The 12,824-nt window shown below is 36.4% G+C and carries 15 protein-coding genes; all 15 read left to right on the forward strand.

Annotation, left to right across the window (positions count from 1 at the left end; translation table 11 throughout):
* Positions 1–57 precede the first annotated feature (57 nt).
* The 15 genes from ABWU24_RS06905 (at position 58) to ABWU24_RS06975 (ending at position 12,735) form a co-directional block, all read left to right on the forward strand.
* Positions 58–516 (forward strand): Holliday junction resolvase, encoded by a 459-nt coding sequence (locus ABWU24_RS06905; protein ID WP_341810117.1) that lies wholly within the window; start codon positions 58–60, stop codon positions 514–516.
* Positions 517–618: 102 nt separating this feature from the next.
* Positions 619–1,833: a DNA modification methylase gene (locus ABWU24_RS06910; RefSeq protein ID WP_353274681.1), complete on the forward strand. Its 1,215-nt coding sequence runs from the start codon at positions 619–621 to the stop codon at positions 1,831–1,833.
* Between the two features lie 28 nt (positions 1,834–1,861).
* Positions 1,862–2,347, forward strand: a complete 486-nt coding sequence (locus tag ABWU24_RS06915) for a hypothetical protein (protein WP_341810096.1) — start codon at positions 1,862–1,864, stop codon at positions 2,345–2,347.
* Positions 2,348–2,366: 19 nt separating this feature from the next.
* Positions 2,367–3,851, forward strand: coding sequence for an ankyrin repeat domain-containing protein (locus ABWU24_RS06920; RefSeq protein WP_353274683.1), 1,485 nt, complete (start codon positions 2,367–2,369; stop codon positions 3,849–3,851).
* Positions 3,848–5,677, forward strand: coding sequence for a phage terminase large subunit family protein (locus tag ABWU24_RS06925; RefSeq protein WP_341810094.1), 1,830 nt, complete (start codon positions 3,848–3,850; stop codon positions 5,675–5,677). The genes ABWU24_RS06920 and ABWU24_RS06925 overlap by 4 nt, the downstream gene beginning before the upstream one ends.
* Position 5,678: 1 nt before the next feature.
* On the forward strand, positions 5,679–5,903 hold the full coding sequence (locus ABWU24_RS06930) for a gpW family head-tail joining protein (protein ID WP_341810141.1): 225 nt from the start codon (positions 5,679–5,681) through the stop codon (positions 5,901–5,903).
* 19 nt (positions 5,904–5,922) lie between these two features.
* Complete coding sequence (locus ABWU24_RS06935; RefSeq protein WP_341810093.1) at positions 5,923–6,954, forward strand: YhcG family protein; 1,032 nt, start codon at positions 5,923–5,925, stop codon at positions 6,952–6,954.
* Positions 6,954–8,372: a phage portal protein gene (locus ABWU24_RS06940; protein WP_353274685.1), complete on the forward strand. Its 1,419-nt coding sequence runs from the start codon at positions 6,954–6,956 to the stop codon at positions 8,370–8,372. The genes ABWU24_RS06935 and ABWU24_RS06940 overlap by 1 nt, the downstream gene beginning before the upstream one ends.
* The gene (locus ABWU24_RS06945) at positions 8,369–9,433 is read left to right on the forward strand and encodes a S49 family peptidase (protein ID WP_353274686.1); all 1,065 of its coding nucleotides are present in this window, start codon (positions 8,369–8,371) and stop codon (positions 9,431–9,433) included. The genes ABWU24_RS06940 and ABWU24_RS06945 overlap by 4 nt, the downstream gene beginning before the upstream one ends.
* A gap of 77 nt (positions 9,434–9,510) precedes the next feature.
* Positions 9,511–9,879 carry a head decoration protein gene (locus tag ABWU24_RS06950; RefSeq protein WP_353274248.1) on the forward strand — a complete coding sequence of 123 codons (369 nt, stop codon included), beginning with the start codon at positions 9,511–9,513 and terminating at the stop codon, positions 9,877–9,879.
* Positions 9,880–9,916: 37 nt separating this feature from the next.
* Positions 9,917–10,921, forward strand: a complete 1,005-nt coding sequence (locus ABWU24_RS06955) for a major capsid protein (RefSeq protein WP_353274246.1) — start codon at positions 9,917–9,919, stop codon at positions 10,919–10,921.
* 82 nt (positions 10,922–11,003) lie between these two features.
* Entirely contained in the window at positions 11,004–11,309 is a 306-nt protein-coding gene (locus tag ABWU24_RS06960; RefSeq protein WP_341810090.1) for a hypothetical protein, read from the forward strand.
* Position 11,310: 1 nt separating this feature from the next.
* Positions 11,311–11,808, forward strand: coding sequence for a phage tail protein (locus ABWU24_RS06965; RefSeq protein ID WP_353274244.1), 498 nt, complete (start codon positions 11,311–11,313; stop codon positions 11,806–11,808).
* A complete protein-coding gene (locus ABWU24_RS06970; RefSeq protein ID WP_341815392.1) occupies positions 11,805–12,284 on the forward strand; it encodes a hypothetical protein in 480 nt (159 codons plus the stop codon). Before ABWU24_RS06965 ends, ABWU24_RS06970 begins: the two co-directional genes overlap by 4 nt.
* Positions 12,271–12,735, forward strand: coding sequence for a phage baseplate assembly protein V (locus ABWU24_RS06975; protein ID WP_038251007.1), 465 nt, complete (start codon positions 12,271–12,273; stop codon positions 12,733–12,735). The genes ABWU24_RS06970 and ABWU24_RS06975 overlap by 14 nt, the downstream gene beginning before the upstream one ends.
* The last annotated feature ends 89 nt before the right edge of the window (positions 12,736–12,824 follow it).

Raw genomic sequence — 12,824 nt, forward strand, 5'->3', positions numbered from 1 at the left:
TTTCAAATCCTGAATATATATTATATAGCACTCTAGCGAAACAAATTCTGAATATAAATGTCAATCCTAACACTGGACCTTGGCAAGCAAACGGGCTGGGCAATTCTAACAGATGGAATAATTGAAAGTGGAAGCAAAGGCTTTCATGGTAGTCGTTTTAGCGGAGGTGGCATGTGCTTCTTGAATTTTCGTAATTGGCTTAACTCTTTGGAGCATAAGTTCGCTGCGGTTTATTTTGAAGAAGTAAGAAGACATCTAGGAACAGATGCAGCGCATTGCTATGGCGGTTTTCTCGCAGTTCTGTCTGCTTGGTGTGAAGAGAACAATATTCCCTACCAAGGTGTTAATGTTAAAACTATAAAACGCTTTATAGCAGGCAAAGGCAATGCAAGTAAGAGTGAAGTTATTGAAGCGATACGTGAAAAAAGTTTTTCACCTAGAGATGATAATGAGGCCGATGCTTTGGCATTAATGTTCTATATTAGTAAAGATATTAATAAGACGAAAAATCCATAAAAGTGGGTCCTTTCGGCCATACTGGCGGGTTTGGTGGGTTTGACCCCAGGCCTTCTTTAGCGTCAGATATATTTTGAATATTAACTTTTTAATTATTAAGATATGAATTTAGCAATCCACTACTATCCTGTTGAAAACCTAGTTGAATATGAGCGTAATCCACGTAAGAATGATGACGTAGTAAATAGAATGTGTGCTTCAATCAGGGAATTCGGTTTTCGTATACCAATAGTTGCAAAAAGCGATGGAACTGTGGTTGATGGTCATTTAAGACTTAAAGCAGCAAGAAAACTTGGTATGGAGAGTATTCCAGTTGTTTTAAGTGATAATTTAAATGAACCACAAACCAAAGCTTTTCGATTACTGGCAAATCAATCAGCTAATTGGGCAAAGTGGGATGATGAGCTTTTAAAAGTAGAAATTCAAGAGTTAGAAGATTTACAGTTTGATCTTAAAATGACTGGATTTGAATTAGAAAAAGTTCAACATTTCCTTGATGATTTAGATAGTGAAAAAGAAGATCTTTCTGACTTAGCTGTTGATGACAAAAAGGTAACAAAACCAGGTGATCTTTGGATTTTAGGTGATCATAGAATCTATTGTGGTGATAGCTCTGTAGTTGAATCATTTAAAGCAGTACTGGGCGATAAAATGGCAGACATTACTATTTGTGATCCTCCATATAACGTTGATTATGGTAGCAGTCAAGAAAGAGAAGATAAAAAAATATTAAATGATAATCAAGGTGAAAAGTATGAGCTTTTTCTCTACGACATCTGTTCCCATATTTTAGCATATACGAAAGGTGCAATTTACATTTGCATATCATCATCAGAGTTTTCAACGTTGCAAAAAGCATTTGAGGAAGCGGGAGGAAAATGGTCAACTTTTATCATTTGGGCGAAGAATCACTTTACGCTAGGAAGATCAGATTATCAAAGACAATACGAAGCAATGCTTTATGGATGGAAAAGCGGCAATAAACGTGAGTGGCATGGAGGTAGAAATCAAAGTGATCTGTGGTTTTATGATAAGCCAACACATAATACACTACATCCAACGATGAAGCCAGTAGAGCTAATGGAGAAAGCAATAGTTAATAGCAGCAGACCTGGAGATATCGTACTTGATCCATTTAGCGGCTCTGGAAGTACACTGATTGCATGTGAGAGAACAGGAAGAATTTGCAGAACAATAGAACTAGATTCAAAATTTGTAGATGTCACCATAAAACGTTGGCAAATATACACAGGTAGGGAGGCAATTCTTTCTGGTACTGGTAAAACTTTTGCAGAAATTCAAGAAGAAAATTCGTAAAAAGGAGCAAAAAGAGAGGAGGAAAAGAGTGGAAAAAATCACGCAGACGGAATGGGCAAGAGAGATCGGAGTATCAAAGCAATACGTCTGTTATTTAGTAAAAAAAGGAATAGTTGAGTTGGAGGATGGTTTGATCAATAGAGAACAAGCAAATGAAGCGGTAGCAGCAATAAGAGATCTAAGTCAGCCACTGAGGAGGAAAAATCCAGAAAACGAAAATACAAGTAACCTTTCCACAATGTTGCTTAAAACGCGAATAAAAAATGAGATGGAACGTGGCAAATTGCTTGAGGCGAAAGCTAAGGCTGAGATTGGTGAACTTGTAGCAGTAGAGGAAGTAAAGCGCGATGCATTTAATGTAGCAAGAGTTGTCCGTAATAATTTGCTTAATATTCCAAATAGAGTTTCAGCACTGCTTGCCTCACTGAGCGACACTGAAAAGATTCATAAGACGCTAACCGAAGAGATTACAAACTCATTACAAGAATTATCTAATACTAAATTTCAAATATAAAAAAGATTTTGAATATAAAATGGCTGATAACTTAAGTTTAGAGTTAATAAAGTGTCTCATTAATCAACCTGGATTAGATGTAAATGTTAGAGGATTAAACGGAAAAACCCCACTACATTGCGCTATAGAGTTTGATGAATTAAGTATGGTGGATTTGTTACTCACGAAGAAGAACATTAATCCTTTTGTGGAAGATAATGAAGGTAAAACATCTCTTGATTACGCCAAAGAAGAGAAAAAAGCAGAAATATTGAAAGCGTTAATTAGTAACAAATACGGGTCAGAACAAGATAGTTTACTTCATTTAGCTGCAATGATAGGTGAAGTTAATGCAGTCAGATATTTGATAGGAAAAGGTATTGACGTTAATGTACGAAATGCTCTGCATCATACGCCATTACATCTAGCAGCAGGAATAGGACATGCAGAAGTTGTAAAGATTTTGATAAGAGAAGGAAAAGCTGAAATAGATGTCTTTGATGCGCGAAATCAGACACCAATGCACTATGCAGTTAATAACAAAAAATTGGAAATAGTAAAGTTACTGCTGAAGCTAGGAGCAGATGTAAATAGTGCACGCATAGGACAAAACTCAATGAAATTGTCACCTGTGCATATAGCTGTAAGTAATACTAATTACGATGAAAGAGACTTATGTCTTGATATCCTCAAATGCTTAATAAAGGAGACTAATGCTCAAGTCAATTTACAAGATTACGAAAATAAAACGCCACTACATTACGCTGAAAGACTTAAAACAATAGAGGTTTTACTAACACGAGAAGATATAGACCCTCTGGTAAAAGACGATAGCGGCAAGACACCATTTGATTACGCTAAACCTGAGATAAAGAAGGCTTTGATGAGTAATAAATACGGTTCTGAAAAGAATAGTCTACTCCATTTAGCTGCACAAAGAGGAGAAATTGAGATTGTAGAGTCTATCTTAAAAGAAGAAATTGATATTGATATTTCAAATAATAAAGGTCTATCACCGATTTACCTTGCTGCGGAAAAAGGACATTTACATGTAGTAAAATTACTACTAAAAAAAGGAGCAAACTATATACCTGTTTTACATTTAGCAATCAAATCAAACAATTTAGAGTTATTTAAAGTTTTGTTTACTGAAAAAAATGGGTCATTGCTCTGCAAAGATACCGTTGTTAATTTTCCAACCCTTCATAATAAATATATAGCACAGAGAGAAATAGCAGATAAAAGGATGAAAAAACATAATAATATTATCTGCATCTGTATTACAGTTAGCGCAGTAGCAATGGCAGCATATATAGGTTTAACAGCAGCAACAATAAGCAGTGCAATCATTTTTGCAACAATAACAGGGGTATTTGCGCTTGTTATAGCAATAATGATAAGTGAGATGAGCAAAAGATATATAGAAAACGAATTTCAGAAAAAGATGTTTATGGAACTGGAGGAGTGTAGTTCTACTGTTAATGATGTCGAGATAGAACCAATTACGAGTAGATGCAGACAATGATATACGCCACATCTTTTTCTGAAGGTTTAAAACCAGATCCAGAGCTTAAAGTATCAGAGTGGGCAAATGAATATCGAGTTTTAGCAGCAACTGCAGCATCAGAGCCAGGTAAATGGAGAACAGAGAGAACACCATATCTTAAAGAAATCATGGATTCACTATCTCCGTCTTCACCTGCAGAAAAAGTAGTATTCATGAAAGGAGCGCAGATTGGGGGAACAGAAGCTGGCAACAATTGGATTGGCTATATTATCGATCAAACACCAGGTCCAATGTTAGTTGTGCAGCCAACAGTCGAAATGGGAAAACGTTGGTCGAAGGGAAGATTTGCACCGTTGATAGAGAGTACACCATGTTTAAAGAGTAAAGTAAAAGACCCAAGATCAAGAGACTCAGGCAATACTGTACAAAGTAAGGAGTTTCCAGGTGGAATAGTAGTAATAACTGGAGCGAATAGCAGTGTAGGACTTAGATCCATGCCAGTAAAATATCTCTTTCTTGATGAAATAGATGCCTACCCAGGAGATTCAGGAGGAGAAGGAGATCCAGTACTGCTTAGTATTGCTCGAACTAATACATTTGCACAGCGAAAGATTTTTTTAGTATCAACACCAACAATTCATGGAATAAGCAGAATTGAGAAAGAATTTGAAGCAACAGATAAGAGATATTTTTTTGTTCCCTGTCCGCATTGTAATTACTATCAAGTTCTAAAATGGTCACAAATAAAATGGGAAAACAATGACTCAAGAACAGCACATTATGTCTGCACTGAATGTAGCGGCAAAATAGAAAATCATCAAAAGACAGAGATGCTTGAGCGTGGAGAATGGAGGCCTACTAATAGAGTAAAAGGTGAGAAAAAAGGATTTCATCTTTCAAGTCTTTATAGTCCAGTTGGCTGGTATAGTTGGACTCAAGCAGTAGAAGATTTTCTTTATGCAAAAGAAAGTGAACAATTACTAAAAGTATGGATAAATACTACGCTTGGAGAAACCTGGGTAGACAAAGGAGAAGTACCAGACTGGAAACAATTATTTAACAGGAGAGAATTTTTTCAGATTGGCACAGTACCTAGGAGAGAAGTGGTACTTACTGCAGGAGTAGATGTCCAAAAAGATCGTCTAGAGGTGGAAGTTGTAGCATGGGGAAAAAGCCGTGAAAGTTGGTCAATAGACTACCGAGTATTTGAAGGAGATACAGGAGGTGGAGAAGTATGGGGAAAACTTTCGGAGCTTCTGAGTCATCATTTTATCGGTGAAAATGGGCTTGAATATATGATAAGCATGATGGCGGTAGATGCTGGATATGCAACGCAAGAAGTATATAACTGGGTAAGAGGTCATCAAGGATCTGGAAGAGTAATGGCAGTGAAAGGTGTAAACAAAGCGCTAGTACCACTTAGCAGTCCAAGCAGAGTAGATATAACAGTTGGTGGTCAAAAGCTGAAAAGAGGAATAAAGCTCTGGCCAGTAGGAGTATCGATATTAAAGTCAGAGCTTTTTCAATTACTTAATATTTTGAAAGAAGAAGAGGGAAAAGCTCTACCTGGATATTGTCATTTTCCTGAGTATGCACCTGAATATTTTAAGCAACTAACGGCAGAGCAATTAGTCAGTAAAGTAGTGAAAGGATATACCAAACAAGAGTGGCAGAAGGTAAGAGAAAGAAATGAAGTATTAGACTGTAGGATTTATGCAAGAGCTGCATCGATAGCACTGGGAATAGACAGATGGCCAGAGAGTAAGTGGAATAGTTTGAGTGGAAAAATGGAAAGTAAAAAGCCTAAAAAAGTGAGACAAAGTAAATGGTTGAATGAGAAGTAAAATGTACAATCAGGAATATTTAAGTCAAGTCGAAGAAGCGATAAAAAAACTGCAAAGCGGAGAGCGAGTAGTATCAATTGCATATGGTGACCATGTGGTGAGATATGCTGAAGTTCAGATAAATGACTTGCTAAGCTTAAGACAACGCATCAAAGGTGAACTAAAGATTGCTGGAATGAAGCCAAAGAGAAAGATTGTTTTTTCAACGAGTAAAGGGATCATATAATATCGTTGAAAGGAACCATATGACAAAAATTATAGCAAAAGAATATACAGAATTTTTAGAGCAGCTAAAAGAGCAGATTGCTACTAGTCGTTATAAAGCAGCACTGGCAGTAAATAGCAAGCTTATTGTGCTTTACCACCATATTGGTACAGAGATCTTAAAACGCCAAAAAGAACATGGCTGGGGTGCTAAAATCATAGATCAGCTAAGTAAGGATTTAAGAAGCGCATTTCCAGAAATGAAGGGATTTAGTGCTAGGAATCTTACTTATATGCGCCAATTTGCTGCAGAATATCAAGATACTGAATTTACGCAGCAGGTTGCTGCACAATTGCCTTGGTTTCATATTGTAGTTATTTTAGATAAAGTAAAAGATCCAAAAGAAAGACTATTCTATTTTCAAAAGGCTATAGAGCACGGTTGGTCACGTAGTATAATGGTGATGCAAATCGAACGTGAATTGTACAAACGTCAAGGAAAAGCTGTTACTAACTTCAAAGATAAGTTACCTTCTCCCCAATCAGATTTAGCACATTATACATTAAAAGATCCATATATTTTTGATTTTTTGAGTATAGGAGACGATGCTCACGAAAGAGAAGTAGAAAAAGGGCTTGTAGGCCATGTAGAGAAGTTTTTGCTTGAGCTAGGGGAAGGATTTGCATTTGTTGGTAGGCAGTTTCACTTAGATGTTGGAAATAAAGACTTCTATATTGATTTATTGTTTTACCATTTGAAGCTACGTTGCTTTGTAGTAATTGAGCTAAAAGACAAAGATTTCAAGCCAGAATATGCAGGAAAAATGAATTTTTATCTTTCAGCCGTTGATGATTTATTAAAGCATGAGACAGATCAACCATCTATAGGATTAATTTTATGCAAGTCAAAGGATAACGTACTAGCTAAGTATACACTGAAAGACATAAATAAACCGATAGGGTTGGCAGAATATAAAATTACTGAAAATCTACCAAAGAATATAAAGGCAGCTTTACCAACAGTAGAAGAGCTAGAGGCTGAGTTATCCAAAGTTTCAGATCAGGAAAAGTAATGCTATTAAAATCGTTCAAGCAATTATTTAGCAAGCCAAAGATAAAAAGCTCAGCATGGGATGCAGCAGGTTCAGGAAGAAGATTTTTTCACTTTCAACCAGAGTTAGGAAGTATAAACAATTTGTTGTCTCAAAACCTTGAAACTTTACGTAGTCGTTCTCGTGACATGGTGAGAAAAAATCCATATGCAGCAAATATTATTGATACGATAGTGAGTAACTCTATTGGCACAGGAATAAAACCACAATCAAAAGCAAGAGATGGTGAATTTCGAAAGAAGGTGCAAGAATTATGGCTAAAATGGACAGATGAAGCAGATAGTAACGGAGTAAGTGATTTTTATGGATTACAAGCTCTAGTATGCAGAAGTATGATAGAAGGTGGAGAGTGTTTCGTACGTCTCCGAAATCGTAAACTCGAAGATGGATTTTCTGTACCATTGCAACTTCAAGTATTGGAATCAGAGCATTTAGATAATAAAACAAATCAAACTTTAGGAAATGGTAATGTAATAAGAAACGGGATTGAGTTTAACAAGCTTGGGCAAAGAGAAGCATATTACCTATTTAAAGAACACCCTGGTGAAGGCTCGTTTGGTGAATCAGTGAGAGTGCCAGCAAATGATGTTTTACATATTTATAGACCATTAAGACCTGGGCAAATCAGAGGAGAGCCATGGCTTTCTAATATACTGCTGAAGCTTTATGAGCTTGATCAATATGATGATGCAGAGCTGGTGAGAAAGAAAACTGCAGCAATGTTTGCAGGATTTATTACGAGACTCGATCCAGAAGCAAATATCATGGGAGAAGGTGAAAGTAATGAGCAAGGAGTAGCACTATCTGGCCTAGAACCTGGAACAATGCAGCTTTTAGACCCAGGAGAAGATATAAAATTTTCAGAGCCATCAGATGTTGGAGGAAGTTATGAAGCATTCATGAGACAGCAACTGAGGGCAATAGCAATAGGTACAGGAATAACATATGAGCAGCTAACAGGAGATTTAACCGGTGTTAATTATTCATCCATTCGAGCAGGATTAATAGAGTTTCGTCGTAGATGTGCTATGCTGCAACACAACATTATGGTATTTCAATTTTGCAGACCAGTATGGAATAGATGGCTAGAGTTAGCAGTACTTTGTGGAGAACTCTGTATAGATGAAAAAGTAGTAAAAGCAGCGAAAGAAGAAGTAAAATGGATACCACAGGGATTTGATTGGGTAGATCCACTAAAAGATCAGCAAGCACAACAAATGGCAGTAAGAAATGGATTTAAGAGTCGATCGGAAGTAGTATCAGAAATGGGTTACGATGTTGAAGAAATTGACCAAGAAATAGCAGAAGATCAAAGACGTGCAAGCGAACTGGGCTTAAGTTTTGATTCTGAGGTTACTGCAAATCAAGAGGTGATATGAAACAACAATGGCTAAACAGCTGTGTAATGGTAGAACCAAGGAGTTTTGAGTTACTGTCACTACAAACAGGAAAGCAGCCTATCTTTAAAAATATAAAACATGCAGTAAGAAATAGTGAAAGAGGAATAATACCGATACATGGCATTTTAACTAAAAAACCTGGTGCATTTGATGAAATGCTCGGAATGACATCATATGAGCAAATAGAAGAACAAATTACACAAGCATTAGCAGATAGTAGCATAGAGACAATTATACTGGAAATAGATAGCCCCGGAGGAGAGGTAAACGGTATATTTGACCTAGCTGACTTTATTTATGAATCAAGAGCAAAAAAGAGGATAATAGCGATAGCAAATGATGATGCATATTCTGCTGCGTACGCTATAGCCTCTAGCGCTGAAAAGGTATTTGTGAGCAGAACCTCAGGAGTAGGAAGCATAGGGGTAATTGCAAGTCATATAGATCAAAGTGGATTTAATGAAAAATGTGGAATAAAATATACCACAGTATTTGCAGGAAGTAGAAAAAATGATTTAAATCCACATGAGCCAATGACGTCTGAAAGTCTGGAAAGCTTACAAAAAGAAGTAGACCGACTATATGAAATGTTTGTGCAGCTAATAGCGAGGAACAGAGGTCTTTCAATTGAAAAGATTCGATCAACGGAGGCAGGGCTATATTTTGGCGAGAGAGCAATAGAAATAGGTCTTGCTGATGAAATAACAACATATTCAGAATTTATTAGGAGTTACACTATGAATTTAAACGCAACAGCTAAACAGATTGTAGACACAAATGAATTAATTGAAAAAGGTGGATGCAAAAAATGTCGAGGAGAAGTTTTAGAATTAATACGCTTATGTAATTTATCGCATATGCCAGAGAAAATAGGAGAATTTATTGAGCAGGGCATAAGTATTGAGCAAGCAAGGGAGGTTTTAATGGAATTACTTGCAGAGAGAACGAAAAAGACAGAGATACTGAGTGCAATACCGCAGAATTCAGGAGAAGAGTTGATGACGGAGGTAGCAAGGACTAGAGCGCAATCAAGTATTTAAGTTTTTTTATAACCGCCGCGTACAACAATTACAAACATGGCGGTAAAACTAAAGGGGAAAATAAATGAGGAAATTTTATGAGTTGTATAATCGAACAAAATAATCTAGGTGACTTATTAAAGTATGAGGCATCAAGTCTATATTCAAGAGACCAAATAACGGTAGCCAAGGGACAAAATCTTAAACTTGGTACAGTTGTTGGTAGTGATAAGGATAACATGATTAAGATAATAAATCCAACTGCAACAGATGGTACACAAACAGCAATAGGTGCGATAGTAAGTGATGTAAATGCGACAGAAAATGCCAAAGCAGTAATCATTACACGTATAGCAATGCTAGCAGATCATGCAATTGTGTGGCCAGCAAATATCACTGAAGAGCAGAAAAATGCAGCAATAAAGCAACTTGAAGCACGAGGGATCATTATCCGCAAGGGAGCTTAAAAAAACTATTAAAAATACAAAAGGGGGAAAAGAAAAAATGCAAAATCCATTTACAAATACAGCATTTAGCATGACGGCACTAACAAATGCGATGAATATATTGCCGATAAATTATGGACGTGTTGAAAATTTAAATTTGTTTCCAAGTAGGTCAGTAAGATTTAGACATATTACGATAGAAGAACACAACGGAGTGTTAAGTTTACTACCAACGCAAGTACCCGGAGCACCAGCAACAGTAGGAAAAAGAGGAAAAAGAAAGGTAAGAACATTTACGATTCCGCACATTCCGCATGATGATGTAGTGCTGCCAGAAGAAGTACAAGGAATAAGGGCATTTGGATCAGAGAGTGAACTTAAAGCGCTGGCAGATGTAATAACCGATCATTTGCAATTGATGAGGAACAAACATGCAATAACATTAGAGCATTTGCGAATGGGAGCGCTCAAAGGAATAATTTTAGATGCTGATGGGTCAGAATTATTAAATCTGTACAACGAATTTGAAATCACACCGAAAGTAGTAAATTTTGCCCTTGGAACAGCAACAACTGACGTAAAACGTAAGTGTCTGGAAGTACTCCGGCACATAGAAGATAATCTAAGTGGTGAATATATGACTGGAATTCATGCCTTGGTAAGCCCTGAGTTTTTTGATGCATTAACTTCTCATGCTAAAGTAAAAGAAGCATATGAAAGATGGCAAGAAGGAGCAGCACTTCGAAATGATATGAGGTCAGGATTTACGTTCTGTGGCATAACATTTGAGGAATATAGAGGGCAAGCAACTGACCCTGAAGGAACAGTAAGAAGATTTATTGAGAAAGATACAGGGCACTGTTTTCCAGTAGGAACAGCGAGCACATTTACAACATATTTTGCACCAGCAGATTTTAATGAAACAGTAAATACACTAGGACAGCCACTATATGCAAAACAAGAGCCAAGGAGATTTGATAGAGGAACTGATTTACATACGCAGTCGAATCCATTGCCAATGTGCCACAGACCAGGAACATTAGTAAAAGTCGTTGCAGCATAACAATACTGGTAGAGTAACTACAAGTTGGTGAGGTACAAGAGGACTCTACTAGTATATAACTTATTAGCATACTTATGAAAGAATGCAAGAGAATATTAAGAGATTACTAAAAGATTGTTTTGCCCATTTAGGAGAAGTAGCTTTGTATAAGTCGAAAAATAAGGCGTACATGGTACAAGTACTAAAGCAACAGCCAGATAAATTATACGAGATTGGTGAAGGACAATTTGTGGGAGAGATGCTTTTTCTTGAGGTAAGCATTTTTGATATACTGAGGCCAATTGTAGGAGATATTTTTGTTATAGGTGATTGCAAATACAAAATACACACACCACCACTTAGAGATAAATCTGGAATGGTCTGGCGAATCGAAGCGTATGGGGTGTAAAATGTCTGTGCATATAGAAGTTGAGGTAATAGAAAGTGTAAATGCTAAAAGAAAAAAAATAGAATTAGCAATAGTAAGAGCGTTAAACAGAACAGCACTATGGCTAAAATTGAAGACAGCAAAAGAAATTAGTGAGGAAAAGAAAAGTTTGATAAGAAAGAGATTAAGAATTTTTAAGGCGAAAACTAGCAGATTAGAAGTGTTAATTAGAGCAAATCTCTATGACATTAGAGCATCGACAATTGGTAAAATACAAAAAACAAGAAGAGGATCGAAAGTAGGAAAGCATGAGTTTATAGGAGGATTTGCAGCAGTTATGCCAAAAGGAAATAGCGGTATGTTTAAACGTGAAGGAAGAGCAGCATTGCCAATAAAGGAAATTAAGTTGCCACTAGAACCAGAGGCTTCAAGGATAATAGGGAATTTTGTTAATTATGAGAGTGAGAGAGAGTTTGAGAAATACTTTAAGCATGAGCTAAACTATATTTTAAAGGTATGACAAAGTTCTGGAAAGATTTACATCAAGCAATTTGCAGCACACTGAAGGAAGAAATACCGTCTATACAGACATGTGAAATTTATCCATCGATAAGAAAAGAATTATTAGCGCCAGCGTTATTTGTAGAGCTTGTGAGTTTAGAATCGGGAAAAGATCCAGGAACAGAAGAATTAGCACTGAAAGCAAGATTTGAAGCACGAATTGTGATTGATAGCACAATAGAAAATGCAGCTACTATTGTCAGAACATTAGCTGCTGAGGTGGCAAAAGTTGTAAACAAAAATACATGGAATATAAAAAATGTTTCACCAGGAGAATTTATCTCTGCAGAAATTGACGGATTTAGACCCGAATTAGATGCATATTTGGTGTGGATGGTTGATTGGAGTCATCAGCTTCATTTAGGTAAATCTATATGGACAGAAAATAAGATTAAGCCACATACGATTATAATAGAAGAAAATGTTAGAGAGTAATTTTGCTATTTCAGAGCTGCAAAGAAAGTTAGCAAACATTGTACGAATAGGAGTTGTAAAAGAAGTAGATTATGAGAAAGCAAAAGTAAGAGTGAAGATAGGAGAACTTTTAACAGATTTTCTTCCATGGATAACTTCTAGAGCAGGAGAGGAAAGAAGCTGGCTACCACCAAGCATAAATGAACAGGTAGTAATATTGTCACCATTGGGAGAGTTATCATTAGGAGTAGTACTTCCTGGAATATATCAACAAAAGTACTCTGCACCAGAAAATAAAAAAGAGGTGAGTAGCTTAACATTTCAAGATGGAACAAAGTTGTCATACGATAAAGATAAACATCATTTAGAGATTGAAGTAGTAGACAAAATAACACTGAAAGTTGGGGGATCAAGTATAGAAATGACAAAAAGTGGAATAAAGCTGAAAGCAGAAAGGATCGACTTAAATTGAACAAAGGAATAGTGATACCAATTCCCACTATATAAAGAACAGATAGACAATAATGGGAAAGAAGTGATACTAAAGTAGATAAAATAGAG

The sequence above is a fragment of the Wolbachia endosymbiont (group B) of Hofmannophila pseudospretella genome, assembly GCF_964028515.1.
GTDB lineage: Bacteria > Pseudomonadota > Alphaproteobacteria > Rickettsiales > Anaplasmataceae > Wolbachia.